This is a genomic window from Streptomyces griseorubiginosus (assembly GCF_001514195.1).
GTDB classification, from domain to species: Bacteria; Actinomycetota; Actinomycetes; order Streptomycetales; family Streptomycetaceae; genus Streptomyces; species Streptomyces griseorubiginosus.
The window spans coordinates 59,603-85,630 of sequence record NZ_KQ948734.1; the positions used below are offsets into that span (position 1 = coordinate 59,603).

Below are 26,028 nucleotides of genomic sequence, written 5' to 3' on the forward strand. Positions count from 1 at the left end.
CGCGTCGTGTGTGGGTTCGGACAGGAGCCGGCATTCCATTCGTCCGCCCGCTCTGCCGTCCGGCTCGCAAACGCGGGCGGCAGAGCCGTGCCGGCTGCGGGCCGATGCGGTTCGTGCGATCAGGAGCACCCGGGATCACACGGCCGCACCTCGTTGCGGCTCAGGCAAGGCGACGAGCAGGCCGACGGGTCTTCACACGGCGAGCAGCGCGCTCGCGGTGAGGCGGCGTGCGGGATCGGCCGCGGCGCTCATCAGCCGGTGTGCGGTGGCGTGCGCGGTCTCGGGCGGTACGACCAGCAGGTCCTGGCGTCCGACGCCGTAGGCGAAGAGCCGTACGGCATGCGGGTCGAACCCGGAAGTGAGCCAGGCGGCCCGCACGGTGTGACCGTCGACGGGCAGGTCGCTCGACGCGTGGCGCCAGGTGTCGCGGTGGGCGGTCAGCCGTGTCACTCGGCCCCACGACGTGTCGAACGCCTCGACGAGTGCGGGAAGTTCGGCCGCCAGGTCGTCGGACCGGGGCCACCATGCGCCGCTCACCGGGCCTGGCGGGAACGTCGGTGGGCGCAGGGCGAGTCGGGCGGAGGCAGAGGACGAGGGGTGGCTGCAGGTCCGGTGAAGCGCGTTGGGGGGTGGGCGCGTTCATGTCGCGGTCCCTGTCTCCGGGGGCGCCGTGCGGCGGCCCGGTGTCGTGGTGCGCCGGGAGCGACGCCGGCGGAGGGCCGGCGTACAAGCGAATCCCGGTGCGATCCACGCTACTCCGCCCCGCGGCCCGTTGAACGGGGTGTGCGGGAGGGTTCTCACCCGGGGCGGGTACACGTAGGGTTCACGGTGTCCGGCCGCCCGCGGATCCCGTGGCGGGACCGCACACCGTTCGGCAGCTTTTGCCGCTGCCCGTGCCCCGTGACCCCGGGCAAGCACCGATCTCGGCTCCGCGGAGCCGTCGGCGCTCCTGCTCGTTCGGCCGTCCTCGTGCTCACCCCGGCTCCTCCCTTCGTCGCGAGACCGCGGCGGTCACCTCCCGCGGTGCCGTCGCGCGGTCCGACGCGGGGCACATGGCTCCCGAATCGCGCGCCCCGGAGGGGGAAGGGCCGCGCGGGGAGCCCCCGGCGGTCGCCGCCAGGTCCGGATGACCTGCGGCGGCCGCCGCGGCACCGCACCCACCACCCGCCGCGGCACCCCCGCCCGCCACCTGTCGGGCTCCGCGCGCATCGCCCCTCCCGTGTCCGGCTACGTGCGCAGCAGCCGGCCGGTGAGTTCGCGGTACTCCCGCAGCGCGAACCGCAGTTCGGTGGACTGCGTCGCCGGGTCGAGGTCCGCCCAGCCCTCGCGCAGCACCCGCCGCCGCTCCGCGAGGGCGTTCACCAACTGGGCGGTGGCCGCGTCGAACGCGCCCTCGGCCTCTTCCAGCGCCTCGCGCGGGCTGTCCGCGAAGGTGTTGACGGCGTGTCCGAGGCGGTGCGCGATCTCCTCCCGTCCGTCCGAGGGGAGCAGCGGCTCCGGGCCCGTGGAGCGGCGTCCGTCCGGAGCCGGGGACCGGTCCGCGGGCTGCTGGGCGCGTGTCTGGTCGTACATCGTCGTGTGTACCGCTTCTCTGGGGATGGGGGTACCGCCGAAGACGCCGTTCGTCTTCTCGACGGTCTGCTGCGGGCTCTGGGAGACCCGATCCGTTTTTCCCGGCCCTGCGCCGTGGTGCCAGTCAACGTGCGGTGGTGGTGGGTGTCAACGCGCCGGCGGCCGGGGCCCACCCGCAGGAGGATGCCGACCTGCGACGTCCGGGCGTTCCCCGGCGCTAGGAGTACGGTAGGAGAACGAGGGTGTGTCGTGCCCACCAAGTCAGGTCGTCATCAGCACACCACCCGTCCCAGGGGCAGCCCGTGACCCCGGCCGCACCTCCATCAGAGCGGCCTCACCGAGGGCAGGAGCCCCGTCCATGTCACCCAGTCCCGTCACGCCCGTCACGGCGCCCCCGCCGGACACCGCCTCGCCGCCCCGGCGCTACGACGGCACCTCACCTTTCCCTAAGGACGCGCCGCTCCCGGCCCGCACTGGCGCCGAACGCGTGTACGTATTCGTGACCGCAGTGATCGTCGTACTGCCCTTCGTCGCGCTCGGCCTCGTCGGCTGGCTGCTGTGGGGTCGGCTGATCCACCCCACCGACATCGCACTCGCCGCCGTCCTGTACACGGTCACGGGTCTCGGTGTCACGGTCGGTTTCCACCGCGGACTCACCCACGGCGGCTACCGGGCCGTCCGCCCCGTACGGATCGCGCTGGCGGTGGCCGGTTCGATGAGCTTCCAGGGCGACGTCATCGGCTGGGTCGCCACCCACCGCCGCCACCACGCCTTCACCGACCGCCCCGGCGACCCGCACTCGCCGTACCGCTACGGCACCCACCTGGGCGGGCAGTTGCGAGGCGTGCTGCACGCGCACGTCGGCTGGCTGTTCCGCAACGACCGCACCCCCGCCGACCGGTACGCCCCCGACCTGCTCGCCGACCGCGACATCAGGGCCGTCGCCCGCGCTTTCCCGGCGCTGTGCGTCCTCACCCTCGCCCTGCCCTTCGGGCTGGGCTGGGCCATCGGCGGCAGCTGGCCGTACGGCGTGACCGCCCTGCTGTGGGCGGGACTCGTCCGTATCGCCCTGCTCCACCACGTGACCTGGAGCGTCAACTCCCTGTGCCATCTGATCGGTGACCGCCCGTTCCGCACCAGGCGCCACGACCGCGCCACCAACCTGTGGCCCCTCGCCCTGCTCTCCTTCGGCGAGAGCTGGCACAACCTCCACCACGCCGACCCCACCAGCGCACGGCACGGCGTCGACCGCGGTCAGATCGACCCGTCGGCCGCCCTCATCCGTCTACTCGAACGCCTCGGCTGGGTGTACGACGTGCACTGGCCGACGCCGGAGCGGGTCGCCGCCCGTCGCGTCTGACGCCAACCACCCACACGCACGTGCAGTCGACAGGAGTCCGGCCCATGACCACCGCACTGCAACCCCCGCCTCCCTCGCACCCCGTGCTGCGCCTGCGCCTGGCACCCCGCGCCGACCTGCCGCGGCCCATCGACGGGGCGTGGTGGCCGCGCTCCTACGACCTCCTCGTCGAACTCCCGCGTTTGCTGGCCGGGTTGCCACGGGAGTGGGGTCATGTCACCAGCGTCACCGTCAACGGGGCGGCCTGGCCCGCGACGGCCGGCCGGATCCTCGTGTCCAACCAGGTCGTACGGCTGCGCAGGAACCCGGCGGAGTCCGCCCCGCCCACCGTCGTCCTGCTCGCCCCCGGCCAGGGACGCTGGGACCTGCTGGTCGTCCCCCCGGACACCGCCGAGCAGGCCGCGCGAGCGCTCATGGCGACAGCGGCGGGCACCCTCGAGGGAGGCCGACCATGAGTACCGGCCGTGACTCCCCGCAGATGACCCCGCTCCCGCCGGACGCCGTCCACCGCGCCGTGGCACCCGGTACCGCCGTCGTGCGGCTGGAGACGACCACCGACCGGCGGGGTGTTCTGGACGGGGCGTGGTGGCCGCGCTCCCGTGACATCTCGGCCGAGCTGCCCGCCCTGATCAGCGCGCTGACCGAACTTCTGGGCCCGGTCACCCGGGTCGGCCTGGACGCGAGCGCGTGGGACGCGCTGCCGACGCGGCTGGTCGTCGACGACCGAGTCGTCCGCATCGACTCCTTCCCGGTCGGCGACGACACGGTCCTGATCACCCGGGGCGATCAGGACCACTTCTCCCTCCTCGCCGTCCCGCCGCACGCCACTCCCGAGGCGGCCCGCGCGGCCATGGCGGAGGCGGTGCGCGCCGACAACACCGTCCAGGCCGCGCAGATCCTCATCGACACCGGCACCAGCCCATGAGCGTCGGTCAGCCGCGGTGGTCCCCGGACCGGTCCGCTGCCGCGGCCGGCGGCGGGATCTCCGTGGTGTCGAAGCCGCCCGAGATGATCTGCGTGGCGAACTCCGACAGACGCAGGTGACGACTGCGGGCGTACGAGCGGAACGCGGCGAAGGCGTCGTCGACGGAGGTCTCCCAGCGCTCCGCCAGCACGCCCTTGACCTGTTCGATCAGGATGCGGTTGCTCAGTGCGGTCTCCAGCTGACTGTTCTCGACGTGCGACTGCTCCAGCGTGCGCTGCTGGAGGATCGCGATGGTGGCCACGTCGGCGAGGGCGCGGGCGAGAGCGATGTCGTCGTCGCCGAGGCGGTGCGCCTCGGTCTGGAAGAGGTTGAGCGCGCCGACGACCCGGCTGCGCAGCCGCAGGGGGATGGCGTGCGTGGCCACGTACCCGGTCTCGCGGGCGCGGACGGCGAAGCGCGGCCAGGCCACGGTCGTCTCCGGCCGTGTCAGGTCGATGTTGGTGCGGGGCCTGCCGGTGCGGTAGCACTCCACGCACGGGCCCTGGTCGTGCTGGAGCGCGAACAGCTCCAGCAGCCGGGTGTGCTCGTCCGAGGCGGCGATGATCTGGAGTTCGCCGTGCGCGTCCGCCAGCAGGATGCCGGCCGCGGACACGTCGAGCAGCTCCACGCAGCGCGTGGACAACCGTTGCAGCAGGTCGATCACGTCGAAGTCGTCGACGAGGGAATCCGCGACCTCCACGAAGATCTCGGCCAGACGTCGTTCGCGGGCCATGCCGATCATCCCTTTCGTCCGTCGGGCGAGTTCGGCCCGCTTCCATCGTCGTCGAAGTCGTCCGTGAAGTCGCCGGTGCGGTCGTCGCGGAAACGGAGTCTGCGGGCGACCACGTCCTGGGCCACTTCACCGAGGGGGCGCTCGCTGCCGTAGGCGTGCGCCCGCAGGCGCAGCAGCGCTTCCTGCATGGACACGCCGAGCTGGACGCTGATCATCCCGGTGGCCTGGTGCACGGCCGGGCGGTGCAGCTCCGACGGCGGCTCCGGGACACCGAGCAGCGAACCGTCCCCGTCGCGACGCAGGTCCCCGCCCAGGAGCGCGCCGGTCAGCGCCGCCGCCAGGGCGCCGGCGTCCGCGTACTGCTGCGCGCCCATCCGCGGCTCCCTGGCACACAGCACGGTCAGTACCCCGACCCGGATGGCGCCGATGCCGAGCGGGAAGCAGCAGACACCTTGCACCCCCAGCTTCGTGGCGGCGGGAATCAGCGCGGGCCAGCGCTCGGGGCGTACCCGGTCCAGGTCCGGCTCCAGGACGGGCCAGCCGGTGCGGACCGCTTCCGGCCCCGGGCCCTCGCCCAGCGTGAACTGGAGCTCCTCGAAGCGAGCGCTCAGCCCGGGGTGACACCACAGGGGCTCCGGCGTCTGCTCGGCGCCGACGAGCAGGGTCAGCGCGACGCCCTCGGCGCCGAGGACCCGTGCCCAGGCCGGCGCCGGATCACCGGGCCCGTCGAGGTGCAGCCGGCGCAGCACCTCGGACATGCCGTCGCTGATCACGGTGCCCGATTCTGCCACGGGCGGGGCTGCGTGCCGCGCGGCACGGAACGGGCGTCGCCGCAGGCCGTGCGGTCCGGTGCCGGGCGCCCGGCGGGCCTGCCCTGCCAGGCGTCCCGGGGGCTGGCGTACCGGGGGAACCGGGTCAGCAGGCCACAGGACCGGAACAGCATGGTCGTGCCCGGCCGGGCGTGGACGACGCGCACCCAGCCACCCCGCCGACGGCTGGCGTGCCACGCCGCGCACAGCGGATCCAGGACGCTGCAGTCCATGAAGGTCACGTCGCGCAGGTCGACGATGAGGAACGGCGGGCCGCCGTCGCACCGGGCGGCCTGAAGGTCGTGGGCGAAGGCCGACGCGGTCGTCACGTCCAGCTCGCCGCCGGCCCGCACCACACGGCACTCGCCGAACAGATCGGGATACGGGCTCATCCGCGCTCAGCTCCTTGCCGGGGCAGTGGCTTCAGCTGTGCGCAGGGCCTCTGTTGCGCTGAACGGTGCTGCACGGAGAGGGCCGGGGTCACGGGCGGCCGTGTACCCAGCGTACAGCCGTGCACATGCGGGGCGGGGGGCGATGCGGACCGGGGGATGTCACGGAGCCGGCAGACGCATGGCCAACAGGGCCACGTCGTCCGTGCTGCCGGGTGGCATACGCGCGAGCAGCTCGTCGCAGAGGGTGTCCAGTGGCGCGTGGGCGAGTGCGAGGGCGTGGCGGCGCAGCCGGATCAGGCCGGAGTCGAGGTCGCTGCCGGGGATCTCGATCAGGCCGTCGGTGTAGAGCAGGAGGGTGGAGCCCGGCGGCAGGGACACTGTGGCGTCGGGCCGGCTCGCTCCGGTGGCCCAGGAGGCGCCGAGGACGAGTCCCTGTCCGGCCTCGAGATACCGCGCCTGTCCATCGGGCGTCAGCAGCAGCGGCGGCGGATGTCCGGCGCTGGTCCACCGCAGTGTCCAGGGGCCTGTGTGCGGGTCGCCCTCGATCCGGGCGAGGACGAGGGTGGCCATCGGCACGGTGGTGATGGCGGGCATGGCGTCGTCGAGGCGGTCGACGACGGCGCCGGGCGGTTCGGATCGGTCCCAGGCCAGGGACCGCAGGATGCCGTGGAGTTGGGCCATCCCGGCCGCGGCGGTCAGGTCGTGGCCCACGACGTCCCCGATGACCAGCGCGAGCGCGCCGTCCTTCAGCTCGAACGCGTCGTACCAGTCGCCGCCGACCTGGGAGCCGACCGGGGCGGGTTGATAACGGGCGGCCAATTGCAGGAGGCCCGGCTGGGGCAGCGGGGCGAGCAGGTTGCGCTGCATGGCCTCGGCGACGGCGCGCTGGCGGCCGTAGCGGCGGGCGTTGTCGACGACCAGGCCGACCCGGCGGCCGATGTCGCTGACCACGTCTAGGTCCGAGGTGTCGAACGGGTGCGCGGGATCGGTGCGCACCAGCGTCAGGGCACCGGTGATCTGCCGCTTGGAGCCGAGCGGCACCGTGATGACCGACGTCGCTCGCGCCGTGCGCAGGAAGTCGCTGTGGAGGGCGCCCAGGGGGGAGTCCTCCGCGCCCGCCGCCCATGCTCCCTCCTCCTGTTGCCGCAGCAAGGGAGTACCGCCGTGCAGTACCTGGACGAGAGGCGACCGGTCTGCCTCCGCGGCCTCGGGCAGCTGCTCGCGACCGCCCTCCAGCAAGGCGTCCCGGCCCGCCGGACCCGTCACCGCCACCCGGTGGACCTGACCGGAACCGGTCCGGAGGTCCACCGCGGCCCAGTCCGCGATCCGCGGAACCAGCAGGCGGCCCAGCCGGGCCAGTGCCTCGTCGGTCTCCAGGGTCTGGCCCAGCACGTCGGTGATCTCCGCGACCAGTGTCAGCCGCTCGTTGAGGTCCTCCAGCGCACTCGTGTAGGCCGCGCGTTCACGGCGGGCGCCGTGGTCGACCGTGACGTCGGTGAAGAGCACGGCCATGCCCTGGAGGGAGCCGTCGGCCTCCAGAGGAGAGGCGGACCAGGAGATCGTGACCAGGCGACCGTCACCCCGCAGAAAGCCGTCGTCCTCGCCGTGCGTGGCGGCCCGCTCGTCCAGCGCCTGGAGCAGCGGGCACTGCCTCCGCGGTAGCGTGCTGCCGTCCGCGTCCCGGTGCAGCAGGTCGTGGGCGTCCAGCCCGCGCATCGCGTGGGAGGTCCGGCCCAGCAGCCGTTCGGCGGCCGGGTTGGCGGCGAGGATCCGCCCGGCGGGGTCCATCACCATCAGGGCCGCGTCCAGCTGCTCGACGACGCGCGACCAGAGGTCCGCACCGGCCCTCGAACCCGACCGCCGTGCATCTCCCGCGTCCTCGGCCATGCCGCCCTCCAGTCGTGGCGGCCGTCAGCGGACAGGACGCCGTCTGGCGCGCCGGGACAGCCGTACCGCGAAGAAGATCACGTCGGCGACGAGGACCGCGACACCGACGGCCAGGAGATAGCCCAGGCCACTCACCGTCGTACCGATGATTCCCACCACGACGGCCACGAGGACCAGCAGAAGAAACAGCGCCATCAACGCGAACACCTCCTCCGTAAGGAGTAACCGGTCAGCGGCGTGCGAGCTGACGTTCGCCCCCTGCTCCCTGCCGGTACGTCAGGTCGTAGTGCCGGAAGATCTCCTCCTCCCGCTCGGCCGGCAGCACGTCGTCCGTCCCGATCGACGGGGCCTTGCGCACCTGTCCCCGGTCGTAGGAGACCTTGACGTATCCGGGCCCGAGGACCGCGTCGTCGAGGGGCACGAAGACCAGGCGGTGGCGGGTGGGCAGCCCGGTCCGGACGGTGGCCATGGCCGGTTCGTCGGTGACCGTGTCCACGTAGACCGCTTCGAGCATGCCGATCCTGCGCTGTTTCGGGTCGACCACGTCATGGTTGCGCCACTCACGTATGTCCGCTGCACGGATCATGGCCGCTCCCTGTTGTCGAATGACCGAACGCCCTGCCGTCGTTCGGTTGCTCCCCCGGGATGTACGACTGACCCGACGGGCTGTGTCGAAACGTGGATGCGTGTGAAGTCGCTCGGCCGTACGGCCGCTCGGGCCCTTCGAGGAGTACCCTGGAGTTACCGAGGGTATTTCGTGCACCGGCTTCCACGCCGTGCCGTTCTCGGCGATCGAATACGCCGGGCCGGTTCGCGGCCGGCCCGGGGCAGGGTTCGCGTCATGACTGCGACCATCTCCCTCCCGACCGCAATCGAAGCCGAAGAACCGTCCTCGTCGTCGCCTCTGCGTCTGTCGCTGTCTCCCACCGGTCCCGCTCCGGCGCTGCTGGACGGCGCCTGGTGGCCCCGCTCCCGCGATCTGATGACGGAACTCCCCACTCTGACCGCCGTGCTGGACCCGCTGTGGGGGCGGATCACCCGGGTCACGGTGAACCCCACCCACTGGCCGGTCGTCCCACGCAAGGTGCCCGTCGCCGGGCATGTGGTGAAGGTGGGCTGGTTCCTGGCCGAGCAGGACCCGCACGAACTGCTGCTGCTCTCCTACCATGTGGGCCGTTGGAACCTCCTCGTGATCCCGCCGCGCACGGACCCCGTCACGGCCGCATGGCTGATGACCGCCGCGAGCGATCCGCTGGGCACGTCGACCGCGAGTCGGCTGATGGCGGAGGCGGCACGCCTGCGGGCGGTGTCCGAGGCCGACCGCGCCGTGAAGGCGGTCTGGGACTCCGAAGGAGGGCACGCCGCCCGGTCCGCCCCGGACTTCGGCCGTGCCGCCGTACCGGCCGCGGCCGACGGCTAGCAGGCACTCCCTGTCCGTCCGTCACCGAACGAGCCGATCCGAACAACTGACGCGTATCACCGCAGCCCGTGACTCCGGCCGCAGCACTGATCGTGACAGGCCGCACGGATGCCCGCCGCTGGCACGGAAGTTCGAGTGACAGTCGTGTCCCTCGGTTCGGGCATCGCTCAAGCTGATCCCGCAGCACATGAACGGCACCGAGGCGTCGGCCCGAAGACCCTGCCCGATCTACAAGAAACCCCGGCTCACGGCCACACAAGGCAGTACGGCTGATGCCCCGCCTCATGCAGGCGGTGGCTGAAGTCCTGCCACTCGTGCAGCAGTTGGTACACGTTGAACGCGTCCCGAGGGCCGCCCCGGTCCGGGACCGTCGACCAGATGAAGGCCGCCGCGCCGACCGCTTCCTCGCCTATGCCGCGCAGCGGGTCCACGACCGTCATGGGCAGCTTGACCACCGCGTAGTCGGGGTGCAGGACGACCAGTTCGAGCGGGGGGACCTTGTGGAGGGGGACGCCTTCTATGCCGGTGAGGACCATGGCCGCCATGGTCTCCGGCTTGATCTTGGTGAACATGCCGTTCATGCCGAGCTCGTCGCCGCCGAGTTCCTCGGGGCGCATCGAGATCGGCACGCGGGCCGCGGTCGCGCCATCGGGCGCGCCGAAGTACTTGTACGTCACCCCCACCCGACCACCATTCCTGCTTCCCGCCCTCAACGGATCGATACGACGTTCGATACGTCGTTCGTCGCGATCCGACTCACCCGGCGCCACGGCGCCATGACCCTGGCGTGCCTCGCCGGCTTCCTCCGCCTCGCGCCGGTGCTTCCCCCGCCGGGCACGTCGAGGACCCAGGTCGTCAGTCCCCTCGCCCAGTCCGCCACCGCGATGCATATCTCCACCCGACTGCTTTTCTAGGACGCGCAGGCCCCGCCGCGCAACCCGATCATCGTGTCAGTGACCTCCCCCACGGCCGCCCGCCGAAACGTGCGCTGAAACACCTGTCCGCAGGATCTTCGCAGCCCCCGGACGAACGGCTCGCCGCCATCGTCCCCGTGAGCTGTGTGTATCTGCATCCAGTTTCGCAGATCGCCGGACGCCGGAGGGCTTCGAGGCCTGGCCTACTCTGAGGTGGTCACCGGCAACGGAGTCCGAGAAAGCCGAACGAACCGGAGAAGGTCGGAGTAGTCGCAAGTTATGAGTGAACTGCCCTATTCGTACGATGCGCCTGTCTCGCAGGCCCTGTTCGACCGCGCGTCGGCCGTCACGCCCGGCGGTGTGAACTCCCCGGTCCGCGCCTTCCGTGCCGTGGGCGGCACCCCCCGCTTCATGGTGTCCGGCGCCGGCCCGTACCTGACGGACGCCGACGGGCGGGAGTACGTCGACCTCGTCTGCTCCTGGGGGCCGATGATCCTCGGGCACGCGCACCCCGAGGTGATCGCCGCCGTCCAGGAGGCGGTGTCCAGGGGCACCTCCTTCGGCACCCCCGGTGAGGGCGAGGTCGCGCTCGCCGAGGAGATCGTGGCCCGGGTCGAGCCCGTCGACCAGGTGCGGCTGGTCTCCAGCGGGACCGAGGCCACCATGTCCGCGATCCGGCTCGCCCGCGGCTTCACCCGGCGCACCAAGGTCATCAAGTTCGCCGGCTGCTACCACGGTCACGTCGACTCGCTCCTCGCCGCGGCGGGCAGCGGGGTCGCCACCTTCGCGCTGCCCGACACCCCCGGCGTCACCGGCGCCCAGGCCGGCGACACGATCGTGCTGCCGTACAACGACCTGGAGGCCGTCCACGAGGCCTTCCACCGGCACCCCGGCGAGATCGCCTGTGTGATCACCGAGGCCTCGCCCGGCAACATGGGCGTCGTGCCGCCGCTGCCCGGCTTCAACCAGGGGCTCAAGGACGCCTGCGCGCAGAACGGCGCCCTCTACATCTCCGACGAGGTCATGACCGGGTTCCGTACCAGCCGCAGCGGCTGGTACGGCATCGACGGCGTCCGGCCCGACCTCATGACCTTCGGGAAGGTCATGGGCGGTGGCTTCCCCGCCGCCGCCTTCGGCGGCCGGGCCGACGTCATGGCGCACCTCGCGCCGGCCGGGCCCGTCTACCAGGCCGGCACCCTCTCCGGTAACCCCGTCGCCACCGCCGCCGGCCTCGCCCAGCTGCGGCTCCTCGACGACGCGGCCTACGACAAGGTCGACGCCGTGTCCCGGCAGATCCAGTCCCTGGTCTCCGAGGCGCTCGGCAAGGAGGGCGTCGCGCACACCGTGCAGAACGCCTCCAACATGTTCTCCGTGTTCTTCACGGACCGCGCGGTGCGGAACTACGAGGACGCCAAGGCGCAGGAGTCCTTCCGGTTCACCGCGTTCTTCCACTCCCTTCTGGAGAACGGCGTCTACCTGCCGCCGTCCTCCTTCGAGTCGTGGTTCGTGTCCACGGCCCACGACGAGCAGGCGGTTCAGCGGATCGCCGACGCCCTTCCGGCGGCGGCCCGAGCGGCGGCGGAGGCCACGGCGGCATGAGCAGCGACCACACCAGCGACATCACCGTCGTCCACCTCATGCGGCACGGCGAGGTCGCCAACCCCGACGGGGTCCTCTACGGCCGTCTCGCGGGCTACCACCTCTCCGAGCTCGGCCGGCAGATGGCCGACCGGGTCGCCGAGCACCTCGCCCCCCGGGACATCACCTACGTCTGCGCGTCCCCGCTGGAGCGGGCGCAGGAGACCGCCACGCCGATCGCCAAGGCGCACGGGCTCGACCTCGCGACCGACGAGCGGCTCATCGAGGCCGAGAACGTCTTCCAGGGCAAGACCTTCGGGGTCGGGGACGGCGCCCTGAAGAACCCGGACAACTGGAAGCACCTCGTCAACCCCTTCAAGCCGTCGTGGGGGGAGCCGTACGTCGACCAGGTCGTGCGGATGAAGGGGGCGCTGGACGCCGCGCGGGACCAGGCGCGGGGGCACGAGGCCGTGCTCGTCAGCCATCAGCTGCCGATCTGGATCGTGCGGTCGTGGGTCGAGAAGCGGCGGCTGTGGCACGATCCGCGGAAGCGGCAGTGCACGCTGGCTTCTTTGACGTCCTTCACGTATCAGGGCGACAAGATCGTGTCCGTGGGGTACTCCGAGCCTGCGATCGATCTTGTGCCGGTTCATCTGCGAGCGGGCGCCAAGCCCGTCAAGGGCAAGAGCAAGGCATTCGGGGCGTAGTCGGTTCGTGGGGAGCTGCGGGCCCGTCGTGGCTGGGCGCGCAGTTCCCCGCGCCCCTGAAGGGCGCCTTCCTGTTACCGAATCCGCAAATAGTGGCGGAACCCTCCCCCCTCCTCGTCACCTCTGACTGGGTGACCACCCAGGAACGTGATGAATCGGGGAAGCATGCCCACTCTCAGTCGAAGGGGAGCACTCGGACTCGGGGCGGGGGCCGCGGCCGCCGTCGGACTGTCGGGGTGCGGGACCCTCACCGGGTCCGACGGGTCGGGCGGGGTGTCCCACCCTTCCAAGGGCTCGGATCCCAAGCCCTCGCCGAAGCCCACGGCCCGTCCCATCGGTGACGGCTCCACCTCCTTCACCGGCAAGCAGCCCCACCAGCCAGGCAAGCCCGTGCCGTTGGAGCCGGGGCAGGCCCCGCCGCAGTTCGTGATCTTCTCCTGGGACGGGGCAGGCGAGGTCGGCAACGGGCTCTTCCCGCGCTTCCTCGACCTCGCCAGGAAGCACGACGCGCACATGACCTTCTTCCTCTCCGGGCTGTATCTGCTGCCCGAGTCGAAGAAGCGGCTCTACGACCCGCCGAACAACCCCCGCGGCGCCTCCGACATCGGCTACCTCACCGACGAGCACGTCAAGGCGACGCTGGCCAACGTCCGGCGGGCCTGGCTCGAGGGGCACGAGATAGGCACCCACTTCAACGGCCACTTCTGCGGCGGCTACGGCACCGTCGCGCACTGGACGCCGGCGCAGTGGCGCTCGGAGATCCAGCAGGCGAAAGCTTTCGTCAAGGAGTGGCGCACCAACACCGGCTGGACCGACCTGCCCTCCCTGCCCTTCGACTACGACAAGGAACTCGTCGGCGGCCGCACGCCCTGTCTGCTCGGCCAGGACAACCTGCTGCCCACCGCACGCGAGCTCGGCTGGCGCTACGACGCCTCCTCGCCCGGCGGCCGCCAGGTCTGGCCCGGCAAGACGAACGGCATATGGGACCTGCCCCTCCAGGCGATACCTTTCCCCGGCCGCAGCTTCGAGGTCCTGTCCATGGACTACAACATGCTCGCCAACCAGTCGATCAACTCGACCAAGGCGCCCGCCCACAACTACCCGGCCTGGCGCGAGCAGTCCGCCGGCGCCTACATAGCCGGCTTCCAGCGCGCCTACGAGACCAACCGCGCCCCCTTCTTCGTCGGCAACCACTTCGAGCACTGGAACGGCGGCATCTACATGGACGCCGTGGAGCGGGCCTTCACGCACATCGCGCGGGAGAAGGAGAAGGGCGCGGACATCCGCATGGTCTCCTTCCGGCAGTTCGTCGACTGGATGGACGTGCAGAAGCCGGAGGTGCTGGAGAAGCTGCGCACGCTCGACGTCGGGCAGCAGCCGGCCGGTGGCTGGAACAGCTTCCTCAAGAGCCCCTCGGCGCCCCCCTCGGCAACCAGCTCCACAAGCTCCTCGAACGCTGCCTGAAATGCGGGTTTCCGCCCGCAAGGGGGGTGCGCAAGATCCCCAGAACGGGCATGCGAAACTTTTCACATGAGTGCCGCCAGCCGTAGCCGCTCCCGAGTCCGTGCCAGCCTGTTCAGCGCAGGTGCCGCAGCCGCAGCGCTGATCCTTTCCGCGTGCAGCTCGGGCGGCACCTCGGGCGGAGGCGGCGACACCAACTTCATCATGGGCGCGGACGGCATCTCCACGGCCAAGCAGGGCGACCGGGGCACCGCCCCAGACCTCTCCGGCAAGACCGTCGACGGGAAACAGCTCGACGTCGCCGACTACAAGGGCAAGGTCGTCGTCCTGAACATCTGGGGCTCCTGGTGCGCCCCCTGCCGGGCCGAGGCGCCCAACCTGGAGACGGTCTACAAGGACCTCAAGTCCCAGAACGTCCAGTTCGTCGGCATCAACACCCGCGACACCAGCATCCAGAACGCCCGCGCCTTCGAGAAGGACATGGGCATCACCTTCCCCAGCCTCTACGACCCCACCGGCAAGCTGATGCTCCGCTTCCAGAAGGGCACCCTCAACCCGCAGGCCGTGCCCTCCACGCTCGTCATCGACCGGGAAGGGAAGATCGCCTCCCGCTCGCTGGCCGCGCTCAGCGAGAGCAAGCTGCGCAAGATGATCACCCCGGTCCTCGCGGAGAAGTGACGTGAGCGCAGTCGTCACGCTCGCCGCCGACACCGGCTACAACGGCACCGTCCTCAACGGCGCCCTGCTGCTCGCGCTGCCCATCGCGGTCCTCGGCGGTCTGGTCTCCTTCTTCTCGCCGTGCGTCCTGCCGCTGGTCCCCGGCTATCTGTCGTACGTCACCGGCGTCACCGGCACCGATCTGGCCGAGGCCCGGCGCGGCCGGATGGTCGCCGGGGCCTCGCTGTTCGTGCTCGGCTTCACCGTGGTGTTCGTCTCCAGCGGGGCGCTGTTCGGCTACTTCGGGCAGACGCTCCAGGAGAACCAGGGCGTGCTGTCCAAAGTGCTGGGCGTGCTCATGATCCTCATGGGTGTCTTCTTCATGGGCCTGATGCCCTGGATGACCCAGCGGGAGTTCCGCTTCCACAACCGGCCCGCCATGGGCCTGGTCGGCGCCCCGCTGCTGGGTGCGCTGTTCGGCATCGGCTGGACCCCCTGCATCGGCCCGACCCTCGCCTCGGTGATCGCCCTGTCCTCCCAGCAGGGCAGCGCGGGCCGCGGTGCCATACTGACCGTCGCCTACTGCCTCGGCCTCGGAGTGCCGTTCGTGCTCGCCGCGGTCGCCTTCCGCAAGGCGCTCGGTGCCTTCGGCTGGGTCAAGCGCCACTACGTCTGGGTCATGCGCATCGGCGGCACCATGATGATCGTGACCGGGCTCCTGCTGCTGACCGGCGTGTGGGACCGCCTCGTGCAGGACGTCCAGTCCTGGTCCGCCGGCTTCTCTGTGGGGATCTGATCCATGAGCAAGACCACGCCCACCGCGCCCGACGCCTCCGGCCCCTCCGACGCCCCGGACGCGCCCGCCGGCGAGCAGGACCTCGGAGCCGCCGGCTCCCAGTTGTCCACCGCGCCGGTCGAAGGCCCGCCCAACCTGCCCTCCCTGGGCGTCGTCGGCTGGGCCCGCTGGTTCTGGCGGCAGCTGACCTCCATGCGGGTGGCGCTGCTGCTGCTCCTGCTGGTGGCGCTCGGCGCGATCCCGGGCTCCCTCATCCCGCAGTCCGGCACCGACGCGACCAAGGTCGCCGACTTCGTCAAGAACAACCCCACCCTCGGGGACGTCTACGGCAAGCTCGGCCTCTTCCACGTCTACAGCTCGGTGTGGTTCTCCGCGATCTACATCCTGCTGTTCGTCTCCCTCGTCGGCTGCATCATCCCCCGCACCTGGCAGTTCGTCGGGCAGCTGCGCAGCCGGCCGCCGGGTGCGCCCAAGCGGCTGACCCGGCTGCCCGCCTACACCACCTGGCGCACCGAGGCCGAGCCCGAGCAGGTCCGTGAGGCCGCGCTCGCCCTGCTGAAGCAGAAGCGCTTCCGCGCCCACCTCGCCGGGGACAACGTCGCCGGTGAGAAGGGCTATCTGCGCGAGGTCGGCAACCTCGCCTTCCACATCGCGCTCATCGTGCTGCTGATCGCCTTCGCCTGGGGCCAGCTCTTCAAGTCCGAGGGCAACAAGCTGGTCGTGGAGGGGGACGGGTTCTCCAACACCCTCATCTCCTACGACGACTTCAAGTCCGGCAACCTCTTCGACACCGAGGACCTGGTGCCGTTCAGCTTCACCCTGGACAAGTTCACCGGCACCTACGAGACCAACGGGCCCAACAAGGGCACCCCGCGCCTCTACCAGGCCGCCATCACCTACAGCAAGGGCGCCTACGGCAAGGAGCGCAAGACCCTCGTCAAGGTCAACGAGCCGCTGGAGATCGACGACGCGAAGGTCTACCTCACGGCCCACGGCTACGCCCCCCTCATCACGGTCCGGGACGGCAAGGGCAACGTGGTCTTCCACGACGCGGTCGCGATGCTGCCGCTCGACTCCAACGTCACCTCCACCGGTGTGATCAAGGTCCTCGACGGCTACCGGAACGCCAAGGGCGTCGCCGAGCAGCTGGGCATCTCGGCGTTCTTCATCCCGACCTACACTCCGGGCAGCGAGACGGCCTCCACCTTCCCGGCGCTGAACAACCCGGTGCTCAACCTCACGCCCTACCACGGTGACCTCGGGGTCGACTCGGGCATCCCGCAGAGCGTGTACCAGCTCGACAAGTCGCATGTGAAGGACTTCAAGGACGCCAAGGGCAAGGAGCTCAGGGAGAACCTGCGCCCCGGCCAGACCATGAAGCTCCCGAACGGCGCCGGGTCGGTCACCTACGAGGGGACCAGGCAGTGGGCGAACTTCCAGGTCGTCCAGCAGCCCGCCAGCGGCTGGGCCCTCACCGGCGCGCTCACCGCGATCTTCGGCCTCGCCGCGTCCCTGTTCATCCAGCGCCGCCGGGTGTGGGTGCGGGCGGTGCGCGGGGACGACGGCGTGACGGTCGTGGAGATGGCCGGCCTCGGCCGCAGCGAGTCCGCCAAGGTGCCGGAGGAGCTGGGCGAACTGGCCGGGATCCTGTACGACCGAACTCCCGGGGCCCCCGACCCCGCGAACGACCCCCCTCAAGACGACACCACCCCCGAACCCCGAGCAACACCCTCCGAAGGGGCTGAGAAGTGACTCTCGCCGCCGCAACCGAGTTGGCCACCGCCACCAACGAACACCTCGCCAACATCAGCAACACGCTGATCTACTCGTCGATGGCCGTCTACACGCTGGCCTTCTTCGCGTACATCGCCGAATGGCTCTTCGGCAGCCGCAGCAAGGTCGGCCGCACCGCCGCCGCGCTCACCGCCGACGCCAAGAAGACCGGGGCCAAGAAGTCGCCGGCGGTCACCGTGAACCAGGGGGGCAGTACCGCCGTACTGGAGCGGCCGCAGGTCGTGGTGCGGTCGGCGTCGGGCTCGCGCGATGTGCCGGACGGGCCGGGGGCGCACGGCGGGGACGAGCAGGGCGACCTCTACGGGCGTATCGCCATCTCCCTGACGGTGCTGGCCTTCCTGGTCGAGCTCGCCGGGGTGGTGGCCCGCGCGGCCTCGGTGGAGCGGGCGCCCTGGGGCAACATGTACGAGTTCAACATCACCTTCTCCACGGTGGCCGTCGCCGTGTACCTCGGGCTGCTGGCCCTGAAGAAGAACGTGCGCTGGCTCGGGCTGTTCCTGGTCACCACGGTCCTCCTCGATCTCGGCCTCGCCGTCACTGTCTTGTACACCGCCAGCGACCAGTTGGTTCCCGCCCTTCACTCGTACTGGCTGTACATCCACGTCTCCACCGCGATCTTCTGCGGCGCGGTCTTCTACGTGGGCGCGGTCGCCACGATCCTGTACCTCTTCAAGGACAGCTACGAGAACAAGCTCGCGAACGGCGGCACGCCCGGCCGTTTCGCGAACTCGGTGCTCGACCGGCTGCCCGCCTCCGCGAGCCTCGACAAGTTCGCGTACCGGGTCAACGCGGCCGTCTTCCCGCTGTGGACGTTCACGATCATCGCGGGCGCGATCTGGGCGGGCGACGCGTGGGGCCGCTACTGGGGCTGGGACCCCAAGGAGACCTGGTCGTTCATCACCTGGGTCGCCTACGCCTGCTACCTGCACGCCCGCGCCACCGCCGGCTGGAAGGGCCGCAAGGCCGCCTACCTGGCGATGATCGCCTTCGGCTGCTGGCTGTTCAACTACTACGGCGTCAACATCTTCGTCTCCGGCAAGCACTCCTACGCCGGCGTCTGAACCTCCGCACGGCGAAGGCCGGTTCCGGTGCCCCCGATCGACCCGGGGCACGGGAACCGGCCTTCGCCGTACGGAGCCTTCGTTATGCGCCCTTCAACGGGACCAGTTCGGTGACCTTGCGTGAGGCGGTTCGCAGGTAGTTCGTCTGCGGGTGCGTTGTGGCTGGTCGCGCCCGCGCGGCGGAGCCGCTGATGTCACGGCCCCGCACCCCTTCAGGGCGCCTCAACACTCGGTGTGCGCATGTTGCTGTCAGCAGCTCGCCCAGTAGGTCCGGGTCGTTGATGTTCAGATTCAGGAGTGACTCGATGCGTTCCAGGCGCTGGTAGAGGGACTGGCGGCCTATGTGGAGGAGGGCGGCCGTGCGGGTGGGGGAGCAGCCGTTTCTCAGGTGGGTCTCCAGGGTGCGGACCAGGTCGCTCGGGTGGGCCGCCTCCCAGGTCAGCAACGGGCCCAGGGTGTGCTGGACCAGGGCTGTCAGGCGGTCCCGGTTGGCGTCGATCCCGCCCCGGGTCAGCTCCCGCTCCAGGGCCAGGGCCCTCGACGACGTCACCAACGGGCCGTCGGGGGCCGCCGGTTCCGCCGCGGGGACCGTCAGGGCCAGTTCCAGGGTCGTACGGGCCGTCCGCAGGGTGTCGCTCCAGCGCAGCCAGCCGGCGTCCCCGGCCACCGCGTGGCCCACGGCCACCGTGAGCCCGGGGTCGGCCACCGTGCGGAAGACCTCCTGCACCCCCTTCACCGGGTCACCGGGGCGGGTCCCGGGCAGGGACAGCAGGGCCAGGACGTCCCCGGCGAACGCGGCCCGCATCGCCCCGGCCCCGCCCAGCAGCCGTACCGCGCGGTCGACGGTGCCCACGTCCCGGGTGCCGTGCAGCGACACTCCGACCAGGCGGGCGCCCGGACCCGGGTGGAAGCCGGCCAGCGCCGCCCGAGCCTCCACCTCCGGTTGGTTCAGCGCCGCCCCGTCCGCGAGGTCGGCCAGCAGGGCCGCCGTATGGTCGTCGCCCCACGGCCGGACGACCGCACGGCCCGACAGCCCCCGGGCCACGATCGCCCGGTTGGCGGCCTCCGTGATCCGGACGAAGGGCACCACCCGGTGCAGAGCCACGAGGGGCAGTTCGCGGCGCTGGGCCTCGTCCACCACCTCGGGAGGCATGGCGGGCAGGGACCGGCCGACCTCCACCGCGAGGCCCGCGGCGCCCCGGGCGGCCAGCTCGCGCACGTACCGGCGGCGGGACTCCTCGTCGGGGTCGGTGAGGCCGAAACCGTTGGTGAGCAGCAGTTCGCCGCCGTCCAGGAAGTTGGCGCCCTCGTAGACCTCGCTGGAGTGGACCCAGCGCACGGGGCGGTCCAGGCCGGTGTGGCCGGCGAGCAGCTCCGGCTCGGAGGCACGAACGGGATCGAGCGCCAGGATTTCGCGGAGGGTGAGGGCGGGCATGGTGCCTCCCGACAGTTCGTCCGGCTGTGGGCTGCCCGGAGAGTACTTTCCGCACGTTGCCCTCGTGTTTCGGCCACAGGAGAGTGAGGACATGAACACTCCGGACCCCTTGGACCAGGCGACGGCCCGCAGCTGGCTCGCCACCGCCGTGGCGGAGGCCCGCGCCGGGCTCGCCGAGGGCGGCATCCCGATCGGGGCCGCGCTCTACGGCGCCGACGGCACCCTCCTCGGACGCGGTCACAACCGGCGCGTCCAGGACGACGACCCCTCCGTGCACGGCGAGACGGACGCCTTCCGGGCCGCGGGGCGGCAGCGGTCGTACCGCGGCACGACCATGGTGACCACGCTCTCCCCGTGCTGGTACTGCTCGGGGATGGTCCGCCAGTTCGGGATCTCGCGCGTGGTGATCGGCGAGGCCGCCACCTTCCACGGCGGGCACGACTGGCTGGCCGAGCACGGGGTGGAGATCGTGCTGCTCGACGATCCCGAGTGCGTCCGGATGATGACCGACTTCATCGAGAAGAACCCCGCACTGTGGAACGAGGACATCGGTGACTGACACCTCCCGGCCGCGTATTCCGACCATCGACCTCGGGCCCTGGCTCTCCGGCGACCCCGAGGCCCGCGCCGCCATCGCCCGCACCCTCGACGAGGCCCTCCAGACCGCCGGGTTCTTCCTGGTCACCGGGCACGGCGTCGACCCCGCGCTGCGTGCGGGCATCCGGGAGGCGGCGCGCTCCTTCTTCCGGCTGCCGGCGGAGACCAAGCAGGCCTACGAGGCGAAGGTCGGCGGCCGTGGCTGGCTGGGACCCGGCGCCGAGGCCAACGGCTACTCCGAGGGCACCGAGACCCCGCCCGACCTCAAGGAGTCGCTGACCTTCGCCACCCACGAGCCCTTCGAGGACCCGGTCGTCAACGCGGAGTGGTACGCGCCGAACGTCTGGCCGACCGAGGTCCCCGGACTGCGTGAGCTGTGCGAGGAGTACCTGGGGCGGATGGCCGAGCTGGAGAAGCAGCTGCTGACGCTCCTCGGGGAGGCCCTCGGGCTCGAACCCGACTTCTTCTCCCGGCACATGGACCATCCGACGTACGGCTTCAACATCAACTGGTACCCGGGTACCGAGGTGATCGGGGAGCCGCAGCCGGGGCAGTTCCGCATCGGACCGCACACCGACTTCGGCACGGTCACCATCCTCGACCGGCAGGCCGGCAAGGGCGGGCTCCAGGTCTTCACGGACGAGGGCGGCTGGGAGGACGCGCCCTTCGACCCCGAGGCCTTCACCATCAACATCGGTGACCTGATGGCCCGTTGGACGGGCGACCGCTGGCGCTCCGGCCGCCACCGGGTGCTGCCGCCGCCCGCGGACGCGCCCGCCGAGGAACTGATGTCCCTGGTCTACTTCGGCGAGTGCACCCCGGGCACGCTCGTGGAGTCCGTACCGGCCCCGGTGGGACGGGTGGCGCACGAACCGGTCGACTCCCACGTGTACTTGAGGGCGAAGCTGGACTCGATCACGGTGGAGTGAGAAGGGCACCTGTACCGGCACACGCCTCGACGGCCGCTTTCCGGGGCGGCCGTCGAAGCGGGGCGAACGGGGCAATCACCGCCCCGGCGACCGGCCCTCACCGTGCCGGCGACCGCCTCCGCAGCGCCGCGTACAGGACCGCGCTCAGGACGAAGCCCACCACGGGGGTGATGTCACCGAACGACGGCCAGTGCTTCGGTACGTAGCCGACGTAGTCCTCCTGGTTGGAGAAGAGGGGGACCGAGACCGCCACGCCGATCAACAGGGCCGTGAATCCGGGCCAGTTGGTGAAGGTGCGGTCGGTCAGGCGGGCGGACAGGACCTCGTCGGCGTCCCGGGGGCGCAGCAGCCGTTCGACCAGGACCACGCCCAGCCAGGGCGCCACCCAGTACGCGATCACCAGCAGGAACGCCTCGTAGGCCGCCCCCGCGTCGGAGAGGGACGCCCACGCCGCCGCCGTACCCGCGACCCCGGACACCACGACGAGCACGCTGCGGCTCAGCCAGGGCGGGAGGTTCAGGCCGAAGGAGGCGATGGAGATCGCGCCGGAGTACACGTTGAGGGCGTTCGCCGAGACCCCGCCCAGGATGATCGCGATCAGCACCAGGTCGCCGAGCCAGCCCGGCAGGTGACCGGTGAAGGCCGCCGTCGGGGTGGCGTCCTTCGGGGCCACGATCGTCGCCGAGGCCGCACCGATCACGGCCACCACCGAGACCGACAGGAACAGGCCGAGCGCCGGGTAGAGGATCGTGCGGGCCTTGTTCGCGGTACGGGGGAGATAGCGGGAGTAGTCCGCGGCGTACGGGTTCCAGCCCGCCGCGTAGCCCCAGGCCGCGCTGAACGCCAGCAGGAAACCGCCGACGCCGCCTCCCGAGCCGCCCCCGCCGAGGTGGGCGTCCTTGAAGGTCCACACCCCGGCCAGCAGGAAGATCACCGCGAGGGCGGGGAAGGCGTACTTCTCGAAGACGTGCACGAAGTTGTGGCCGATGAAGCCGATCAGGATCTCGGCGGCCACCACGAGCAGCAGCGACGGCAGCGGTCGCAGGCCGGTCAGGGTGTTCAGCGCGAAGGCCGCGCTGACGCTGTTGACCGCGAACCAGCCGACGCCCGCCACCAGGCCGTTGGCCGCGGCGGGCAGGATGTTGCCGAAGTAGCCGAAGGAGAGGCGGCCGACGACCATCTGCGGCACCCCGAACCGGGGCCCGTCCAGGGACAGCACGCCCTGGGTGAGCGCGCCGAGCGCGGTGCCGAGCACGATGGCGGCCGTGGCCTGCCAGAAGCTCAGTCCGAAGAACAGGACGGCGATCACGCCGATGAAGACGGTCGCGAACTCGATGTTCGGGGAGGCCCAGGTCCACAGCAGCTGGAGCGGGCCGCCGTGGCGTTCGGACTCGGGAATGGCTTCCGAGCCGGCCGATTCGACGGCGATGACCTTGTCGCCGTAGGCGGGGGCGAGAGTGCCGGCGGAGTCGGCGGGAGCTGTCGTCATGCGAGGTAAGTGTCCGGCCCCCGCCCGCCTCCGCCCAGGGGCGAGATGTCCGCTTCGGGGGGCTCGGCGGCGTACAGCTTGTCAGTCGCCCTTCGGCTCCTCGCCGGCCTCCCGGCGCCTCAGCTCCTCCTCGCGGCGGCGCAGGTCCGCCTCCCAGTCCTTCAGCAGGGCCTCGTCCTTCACGCTTTGAGAAGATGCGGCCTCGGCCTTGAGGGAGTTCAGGAACTCGGGGTTGTCGTCGGGGGCGACGTACTCCATGCGGTGGTTGCGGTGCCACTCGGAGGGGGTGCGGCCGCCGACGGGCGGGGTGCGCTGCTTGCCCGCCGCCAGCCAGGCGATCGGGCCGACGATCCAGAACAGCAGGATGATGAAGACCCAGGCGATCTTGGGCAGGTGCTTCGCCTCGTCCTCGGGGGTGTTGAGGCAGTCGATGAACGCGTAGATCGTCAGCGCCAGCGGGATCAGGTACATCAGCAGCCGGAACATGTGCTTTGGCCCCCCAGGGAAGTTTGTGCGAAGCCTGTGACAGGCCCCCCGACGGGGTCAGGGTAGCGGTTCGCCCGAGCGCGGGCGGTGGGGCGGGCGTCGGGCTCGTGTGCGGCTCGGCGATACTGGGGGGCATGGCTTACGACGATCTTCGCTCCCTGCTCAGGGCACTGGAACGCGAGGGAGACCTCAAGCGGATCAAGGCCGAGGTCGACCCGTATCTGGAGGTCGGGGAGATCGTCGACCGGGTGCAGAAGGCGGGCGGGCCCGCGCTGCTCTTCGAGAACGTCCGCGGCTCCGCGATGCCGCTCGCCATGAACGTCTTCGGGACCGACCGGCGGCTGCTGAAGGCCCTGGGCCTGAAGTCGTACGGCGACATCTCCGACAAGATCGGCGGGCTGCTGCGTCCCGAACTGCCGCAGGGCTTCGTGGGGGTGCGCGAGGCCTTCGGGAAGCTCGGCTCGATGGTGCACGTCCCGCCGAAGAAGGTGAAGGAGGCCCCGGTCCAGGAGGTCGTCCTCACCGGCGACGACGTCGACCTCGACCAGCTGCCCGCCCTGTTCACCTGGCCGCAGGACGGCGGGTCCTTCTTCAACCTCGGGCTCACCCACACCAAGGACCCCGAGACCGGCATCCGCAACCTCGGGCTCTACCGCCTCCAGCGCCACGACAAGCGCACGATCGGCATGCACTGGCAGATCCACAAGGACAGCCGCAACCACTACCAGGTGGCCGCCCGGCGCGGTGAACGCCTGCCGGTGGCCATCGCCTTCGGCTGCCCGCCCGCCGTGACCTACGCCTCCACCGCCCCGCTCCCCGGCGACATCGACGAGTACCTCTTCGCCGGGTTCATCGCGGGCAAGCGGATCGAGATGGTGGACTGCAAGACGGTCCCGCTCCAGGTCCCGGCCCAGGCCGAGGTCGTCATCGAGGGCTGGCTGGAGCCGGGCGAGATGCTGCCCGAGGGGCCCTTCGGCGACCACACCGGGTTCTACACCCCGCAGGAGCCGTTCCCCGCCCTGACCATCGACTGCGTCACCATGCGGAAGCGCCCGCTGCTCCAGTCCATCGTGGTGGGCCGCCCGCCGACCGAGGACGGGCCGCTGGGCCGCGCGACCGAGCGGTTCTTCCTGCCGCTGCTGAAGATCATCGTCCCGGACATCGTGGACTACCACCTGCCCGAGGCGGGCGGCTTCCACAACTGCGCGATCGTCTCGATCGACAAGAAGTACCCCAAGCACGCGCAGAAGGTGATGCACGCGGTCTGGGGCGCGCACATGATGTCGCTGACCAAGCTGATCGTGGTCGTCGACGCCGACTGCGACGTCCACGACCTGCACGAGGTCGCCTGGCGCGCGCTGGGCAACACCGACTACTCCCGTGACCTGTCGGTCGTCGAAGGACCGGTCGACCACCTCGACCACGCCTCCTACCAGCAGTTCTGGGGCGGCAAGGCGGGCATCGACGCCACGAGGAAGTGGCCCGAGGAGGGGTACACGCGGGACGGCGGCTGGCCCGAGATGGTGCTGTCCGACCCGGAGACGGCGGCGAAGGTCGACCGCCGGTGGAAGGAGTACGGCCTGTGAGCCCCATCCCCGCGGGCGGCCCGGCCCTGTTCATCGGCACCGACACCGACTACGTGGCGCTCGTACGGCCCCAACTGGACCCGGACGACCCGGGCGTGCGGGAGGCCGCCGAGCAGGCGGGCGTCTCCCCGGAGGAGCTGGCCGGTCCCGGCGACACCTGGGCGGTCCTCTTCGAGCGCGGCGGCGACGGCGACGGCTTCGAGCTGCCCGGTGTGCGCGACGCGGAACCCGCCGACTTCGCGGAGCGGCTGCGCGCGGAGCTCCTCGCGGCCTCCGGCCCCTTCACGGTCGACGGCGGAGCTGCGCTGCGGCTGGAGGGCCGCCCGGCCGACGCGGACGGGTACGCCTTCACCGCGCACATCACCCCGCCCGACGAGTCCCTGACTCCGCTGACCGTGGAGACGGGACCGCTGCCCGCCGCCGCACTCCTGACCGACCTCGACGCGTTCCTCGGGAGCCTCGCATGATGACCACCGCCGACGGGGTCGTGGGTCCGGTACCGCAGCCGGCCGGCAAGGTGAAGGGCTTCCTGAGGCTCGTGATGATCGAGCACTCGGTCTTCGCGCTGCCCTTCGCGTACATCGCCGCGCTGACCGCGATGTACGAGTGGGACAAGAACATCCACTGGGGGCGGCTGCTCCTGGTGACGATCTGCATGGTCGGCCTGCGGACCTTCGCGATGGCCGTCAATCGGATCATCGACCGGGAGATCGACGCCCGCAATCCCCGCACGGCCCAGCGGGAGCTGGTCACCGGGGCGATGTCGGTGAAGCACGCCTGGACCGGGGCGCTGGTCGCGGTCGTGGTGTTCCTCGGCTCGGCCGCCCTGCTCAACCCGCTGTGCCTGGCGCTCGCCCCCGTCGCGGTGATCCCGATGGTGGTCTACCCGTACGGCAAGCGGTTCACGAACTTCCCGCAGGCCATCCTCGGGCTCGCCCAGGCGATGGGTCCGGTCGGCGGCTGGCTCGCGATCACCGGGGAGTGGTCCTGGGACGCGGTGATCCTCGGTCTCGCGGTCGGCATCTGGATCGGCGGGTTCGACCTGATCTACGCCTGCCAGGACGTCGAGACGGACCGGGAGATCGGCGTCATGTCGGTGCCGGCGCGGTTCGGCATCCCGGCGGCGATCCGGGGAGCGCGGGTCTGCCACTTCCTGACGACGGCCCTGCTCGTCTGGTACGCGGTCGCCACGGACGCGGGCGGGTTCTTCTGGGTGGGGCTGATGATCGTCGCGGGCGCGTTCGTGTACGAGCACTCGATCGTGCGGCCGCATGATCTGTCCCGGCTGAACCGGGCGTTCTTCAGTGTCAACGGGTTCATCGGGATCGCCCTGTTCGTGTGTGCGCTGCTGGATCTCCTCGTTCGGGGCCTGACCGTGTGAGTACGGTGCGCCTACCATCG

Annotated in this window: 28 protein-coding genes; 16 read left to right on the top strand and 12 right to left on the bottom strand. The window is 71.0% G+C overall.

The genetic code is table 11. The annotated features are described in order from the left end of the window. Positions 1-192: 192 nt before the first annotated feature. Together AQJ54_RS00310 and AQJ54_RS00315 are read right to left on the bottom strand one after the other, a co-directional pair. Complete coding sequence (locus tag AQJ54_RS00310) at positions 193-567, bottom strand: DUF5994 family protein (RefSeq protein WP_281279485.1); 375 nt, start codon at positions 565-567, stop codon at positions 193-195. Between the two features lie 660 nt (positions 568-1,227). Continuing rightward, positions 1,228-1,572, bottom strand: coding sequence for a hypothetical protein (locus AQJ54_RS00315; protein ID WP_062232688.1), 345 nt, complete (start codon positions 1,570-1,572; stop codon positions 1,228-1,230). Between the two features lie 358 nt (positions 1,573-1,930). On the opposite strand from AQJ54_RS00315, the gene AQJ54_RS00320 reads away from it, so the two are divergent. The 3 genes from AQJ54_RS00320 to AQJ54_RS00330 are packed head-to-tail and all read left to right on the top strand — an operon-like array spanning position 1,931 to position 3,857. Beyond that, positions 1,931-2,932, top strand: a complete 1,002-nt coding sequence (locus tag AQJ54_RS00320) for an acyl-CoA desaturase (RefSeq protein WP_062232691.1) — start codon at positions 1,931-1,933, stop codon at positions 2,930-2,932. 44 nt (positions 2,933-2,976) lie between these two features. After that, positions 2,977-3,387: a DUF5994 family protein gene (locus tag AQJ54_RS00325; protein WP_062232694.1), complete on the top strand. Its 411-nt coding sequence runs from the start codon at positions 2,977-2,979 to the stop codon at positions 3,385-3,387. Further along, complete coding sequence (locus tag AQJ54_RS00330) at positions 3,384-3,857, top strand: DUF5994 family protein (RefSeq protein WP_062232698.1); 474 nt, start codon at positions 3,384-3,386, stop codon at positions 3,855-3,857. The genes AQJ54_RS00325 and AQJ54_RS00330 overlap by 4 nt, the downstream gene beginning before the upstream one ends. 7 nt (positions 3,858-3,864) lie before the next feature. Here the strand turns inward: AQJ54_RS00330 and AQJ54_RS00335 are convergent, their stop codons facing one another. The 6 genes from AQJ54_RS00335 to AQJ54_RS00355 all read right to left on the bottom strand — a co-directional run bounded on the left by AQJ54_RS00335 (position 3,865) and on the right by AQJ54_RS00355 (position 8,303). Beyond that, positions 3,865-4,638, bottom strand: coding sequence for a GAF and ANTAR domain-containing protein (locus AQJ54_RS00335; RefSeq protein ID WP_062232701.1), 774 nt, complete (start codon positions 4,636-4,638; stop codon positions 3,865-3,867). After that, positions 4,635-5,402 carry an ANTAR domain-containing protein gene (locus tag AQJ54_RS00340; RefSeq protein ID WP_062232703.1) on the bottom strand — a complete coding sequence of 256 codons (768 nt, stop codon included), beginning with the start codon at positions 5,400-5,402 and terminating at the stop codon, positions 4,635-4,637. The genes AQJ54_RS00335 and AQJ54_RS00340 overlap by 4 nt, the downstream gene beginning before the upstream one ends. Continuing rightward, complete coding sequence (locus tag AQJ54_RS00345; protein WP_063806388.1) at positions 5,399-5,830, bottom strand: STAS domain-containing protein; 432 nt, start codon at positions 5,828-5,830, stop codon at positions 5,399-5,401. The genes AQJ54_RS00340 and AQJ54_RS00345 overlap by 4 nt, the downstream gene beginning before the upstream one ends. Positions 5,831-5,989: 159 nt before the next feature. Continuing rightward, positions 5,990-7,717 (bottom strand): SpoIIE family protein phosphatase, encoded by a 1,728-nt coding sequence (locus AQJ54_RS00350; RefSeq protein ID WP_062232706.1) that lies wholly within the window; start codon positions 7,715-7,717, stop codon positions 5,990-5,992. A gap of 24 nt (positions 7,718-7,741) precedes the next feature. Next, positions 7,742-7,912 carry a hypothetical protein gene (locus AQJ54_RS45985; protein WP_169808220.1) on the bottom strand — a complete coding sequence of 57 codons (171 nt, stop codon included), beginning with the start codon at positions 7,910-7,912 and terminating at the stop codon, positions 7,742-7,744. A 34-nt stretch (positions 7,913-7,946) separates the two neighbouring features. Continuing rightward, positions 7,947-8,303: a PRC-barrel domain-containing protein gene (locus AQJ54_RS00355; protein WP_062232717.1), complete on the bottom strand. Its 357-nt coding sequence runs from the start codon at positions 8,301-8,303 to the stop codon at positions 7,947-7,949. A 255-nt stretch (positions 8,304-8,558) separates the two neighbouring features. On the opposite strand from AQJ54_RS00355, the gene AQJ54_RS00360 reads away from it, so the two are divergent. Beyond that, positions 8,559-9,137 (top strand): DUF5994 family protein, encoded by a 579-nt coding sequence (locus tag AQJ54_RS00360; protein WP_062023107.1) that lies wholly within the window; start codon positions 8,559-8,561, stop codon positions 9,135-9,137. A gap of 245 nt (positions 9,138-9,382) precedes the next feature. Here the strand turns inward: AQJ54_RS00360 and AQJ54_RS00365 are convergent, their stop codons facing one another. After that, entirely contained in the window at positions 9,383-10,027 is a 645-nt protein-coding gene (locus AQJ54_RS00365; protein ID WP_078852087.1) for a hypothetical protein, read from the bottom strand. A gap of 303 nt (positions 10,028-10,330) precedes the next feature. On the opposite strand from AQJ54_RS00365, the gene hemL reads away from it, so the two are divergent. The 7 genes from hemL (at position 10,331) to ccsB (ending at position 18,105) form a co-directional block, all read left to right on the top strand. Further along, positions 10,331-11,650, top strand: coding sequence for a glutamate-1-semialdehyde 2,1-aminomutase (gene hemL, locus AQJ54_RS00370; protein ID WP_062232720.1), 1,320 nt, complete (start codon positions 10,331-10,333; stop codon positions 11,648-11,650). Beyond that, positions 11,647-12,336: a histidine phosphatase family protein gene (locus AQJ54_RS00375; protein WP_062023113.1), complete on the top strand. Its 690-nt coding sequence runs from the start codon at positions 11,647-11,649 to the stop codon at positions 12,334-12,336. The genes hemL and AQJ54_RS00375 overlap by 4 nt, the downstream gene beginning before the upstream one ends. Before the next feature lie 165 nt (positions 12,337-12,501). Continuing rightward, positions 12,502-13,800: a polysaccharide deacetylase family protein gene (locus tag AQJ54_RS00380; RefSeq protein ID WP_062232723.1), complete on the top strand. Its 1,299-nt coding sequence runs from the start codon at positions 12,502-12,504 to the stop codon at positions 13,798-13,800. Between the two features lie 66 nt (positions 13,801-13,866). Next, positions 13,867-14,475 (top strand): TlpA family protein disulfide reductase, encoded by a 609-nt coding sequence (locus AQJ54_RS00385; protein ID WP_062023119.1) that lies wholly within the window; start codon positions 13,867-13,869, stop codon positions 14,473-14,475. A gap of 1 nt (position 14,476) precedes the next feature. Then, entirely contained in the window at positions 14,477-15,250 is a 774-nt protein-coding gene (locus AQJ54_RS00390) for a cytochrome c biogenesis CcdA family protein (protein ID WP_062232725.1), read from the top strand. Between the two features lie 3 nt (positions 15,251-15,253). Further along, entirely contained in the window at positions 15,254-17,002 is a 1,749-nt protein-coding gene (gene resB / locus AQJ54_RS00395) for a cytochrome c biogenesis protein ResB (protein WP_062232727.1), read from the top strand. Beyond that, complete coding sequence (gene ccsB, locus AQJ54_RS00400; RefSeq protein WP_062023128.1) at positions 16,999-18,105, top strand: c-type cytochrome biogenesis protein CcsB; 1,107 nt, start codon at positions 16,999-17,001, stop codon at positions 18,103-18,105. The genes resB and ccsB overlap by 4 nt, the downstream gene beginning before the upstream one ends. 82 nt (positions 18,106-18,187) lie before the next feature. Here ccsB and AQJ54_RS00405 read toward each other — a convergent pair whose 3' ends face one another. After that, positions 18,188-19,540, bottom strand: a complete 1,353-nt coding sequence (locus tag AQJ54_RS00405) for a PucR family transcriptional regulator (RefSeq protein ID WP_062232729.1) — start codon at positions 19,538-19,540, stop codon at positions 18,188-18,190. 91 nt (positions 19,541-19,631) lie between these two features. Between AQJ54_RS00405 and AQJ54_RS00410 the strand changes: the two genes are divergently transcribed. Together AQJ54_RS00410 and AQJ54_RS00415 are read left to right on the top strand one after the other, a co-directional pair. Further along, on the top strand, positions 19,632-20,099 hold the full coding sequence (locus AQJ54_RS00410) for a nucleoside deaminase (RefSeq protein ID WP_062232731.1): 468 nt from the start codon (positions 19,632-19,634) through the stop codon (positions 20,097-20,099). Then, positions 20,092-21,066, top strand: coding sequence for an isopenicillin N synthase family dioxygenase (locus tag AQJ54_RS00415; RefSeq protein WP_062232734.1), 975 nt, complete (start codon positions 20,092-20,094; stop codon positions 21,064-21,066). The genes AQJ54_RS00410 and AQJ54_RS00415 overlap by 8 nt, the downstream gene beginning before the upstream one ends. 97 nt (positions 21,067-21,163) lie before the next feature. On the opposite strand, the gene AQJ54_RS00420 is transcribed toward AQJ54_RS00415, so the two are convergent. Together AQJ54_RS00420 and AQJ54_RS00425 are read right to left on the bottom strand one after the other, a co-directional pair. After that, a complete protein-coding gene (locus tag AQJ54_RS00420; protein WP_062232737.1) occupies positions 21,164-22,555 on the bottom strand; it encodes a purine-cytosine permease family protein in 1,392 nt (463 codons plus the stop codon). 81 nt (positions 22,556-22,636) lie between these two features. Continuing rightward, positions 22,637-23,041: a PLD nuclease N-terminal domain-containing protein gene (locus AQJ54_RS00425; RefSeq protein ID WP_062232739.1), complete on the bottom strand. Its 405-nt coding sequence runs from the start codon at positions 23,039-23,041 to the stop codon at positions 22,637-22,639. A 134-nt stretch (positions 23,042-23,175) separates the two neighbouring features. Here AQJ54_RS00425 and AQJ54_RS00430 point away from each other — a divergent pair, with 134 nt between their 5' ends. From AQJ54_RS00430 to mqnP, 3 genes are read left to right on the top strand one after another with little or no spacing between them, the layout of a single operon-like run. Continuing rightward, positions 23,176-24,627: a menaquinone biosynthesis decarboxylase gene (locus AQJ54_RS00430; RefSeq protein ID WP_062232741.1), complete on the top strand. Its 1,452-nt coding sequence runs from the start codon at positions 23,176-23,178 to the stop codon at positions 24,625-24,627. Further along, complete coding sequence (locus AQJ54_RS00435) at positions 24,624-25,094, top strand: hypothetical protein (RefSeq protein WP_062023147.1); 471 nt, start codon at positions 24,624-24,626, stop codon at positions 25,092-25,094. Before AQJ54_RS00430 ends, AQJ54_RS00435 begins: the two co-directional genes overlap by 4 nt. After that, complete coding sequence (mqnP, locus tag AQJ54_RS00440; protein WP_428843768.1) at positions 25,091-26,008, top strand: menaquinone biosynthesis prenyltransferase MqnP; 918 nt, start codon at positions 25,091-25,093, stop codon at positions 26,006-26,008. The genes AQJ54_RS00435 and mqnP overlap by 4 nt, the downstream gene beginning before the upstream one ends. The last annotated feature ends 20 nt before the right edge of the window (positions 26,009-26,028 follow it).

Excerpts from the sequence above, each read along its gene's own strand:
- AQJ54_RS00315 (WP_062232688.1), bottom strand. The coding sequence starts at position 1,572 with ATGTACGACCAGACACGCGCCCAGCAGCCCGCGGACCGGTCCCCGGCT.
- AQJ54_RS00320 (WP_062232691.1), top strand. The coding sequence starts at position 1,931 with ATGTCACCCAGTCCCGTCACGCCCGTCACGGCGCCCCCGCCGGACACC.
- AQJ54_RS00325 (WP_062232694.1), top strand. The coding sequence starts at position 2,977 with ATGACCACCGCACTGCAACCCCCGCCTCCCTCGCACCCCGTGCTGCGC.
- AQJ54_RS00330 (WP_062232698.1), top strand. The coding sequence starts at position 3,384 with ATGAGTACCGGCCGTGACTCCCCGCAGATGACCCCGCTCCCGCCGGAC.
- AQJ54_RS00335 (WP_062232701.1), bottom strand. The coding sequence starts at position 4,638 with ATGATCGGCATGGCCCGCGAACGACGTCTGGCCGAGATCTTCGTGGAG.
- AQJ54_RS00345 (WP_063806388.1), bottom strand. The coding sequence starts at position 5,830 with ATGAGCCCGTATCCCGATCTGTTCGGCGAGTGCCGTGTGGTGCGGGCC.
- AQJ54_RS00350 (WP_062232706.1), bottom strand. The coding sequence starts at position 7,717 with ATGGCCGAGGACGCGGGAGATGCACGGCGGTCGGGTTCGAGGGCCGGT.
- AQJ54_RS45985 (WP_169808220.1), bottom strand. The coding sequence starts at position 7,912 with ATGGCGCTGTTTCTTCTGCTGGTCCTCGTGGCCGTCGTGGTGGGAATC.
- AQJ54_RS00355 (WP_062232717.1), bottom strand. The coding sequence starts at position 8,303 with ATGATCCGTGCAGCGGACATACGTGAGTGGCGCAACCATGACGTGGTC.
- AQJ54_RS00360 (WP_062023107.1), top strand. The coding sequence starts at position 8,559 with ATGACTGCGACCATCTCCCTCCCGACCGCAATCGAAGCCGAAGAACCG.
- AQJ54_RS00365 (WP_078852087.1), bottom strand. The coding sequence starts at position 10,027 with ATGCATCGCGGTGGCGGACTGGGCGAGGGGACTGACGACCTGGGTCCT.
- hemL (WP_062232720.1), top strand. The coding sequence starts at position 10,331 with ATGAGTGAACTGCCCTATTCGTACGATGCGCCTGTCTCGCAGGCCCTG.
- AQJ54_RS00375 (WP_062023113.1), top strand. The coding sequence starts at position 11,647 with ATGAGCAGCGACCACACCAGCGACATCACCGTCGTCCACCTCATGCGG.
- AQJ54_RS00380 (WP_062232723.1), top strand. The coding sequence starts at position 12,502 with ATGCCCACTCTCAGTCGAAGGGGAGCACTCGGACTCGGGGCGGGGGCC.
- AQJ54_RS00385 (WP_062023119.1), top strand. The coding sequence starts at position 13,867 with ATGAGTGCCGCCAGCCGTAGCCGCTCCCGAGTCCGTGCCAGCCTGTTC.
- resB (WP_062232727.1), top strand. The coding sequence starts at position 15,254 with ATGAGCAAGACCACGCCCACCGCGCCCGACGCCTCCGGCCCCTCCGAC.
- AQJ54_RS00405 (WP_062232729.1), bottom strand. The coding sequence starts at position 19,540 with ATGCCCGCCCTCACCCTCCGCGAAATCCTGGCGCTCGATCCCGTTCGT.
- AQJ54_RS00410 (WP_062232731.1), top strand. The coding sequence starts at position 19,632 with ATGAACACTCCGGACCCCTTGGACCAGGCGACGGCCCGCAGCTGGCTC.
- AQJ54_RS00420 (WP_062232737.1), bottom strand. The coding sequence starts at position 22,555 with ATGACGACAGCTCCCGCCGACTCCGCCGGCACTCTCGCCCCCGCCTAC.
- AQJ54_RS00425 (WP_062232739.1), bottom strand. The coding sequence starts at position 23,041 with ATGTTCCGGCTGCTGATGTACCTGATCCCGCTGGCGCTGACGATCTAC.
- AQJ54_RS00430 (WP_062232741.1), top strand. The coding sequence starts at position 23,176 with ATGGCTTACGACGATCTTCGCTCCCTGCTCAGGGCACTGGAACGCGAG.
- mqnP (WP_428843768.1), top strand. The coding sequence starts at position 25,091 with ATGATGACCACCGCCGACGGGGTCGTGGGTCCGGTACCGCAGCCGGCC.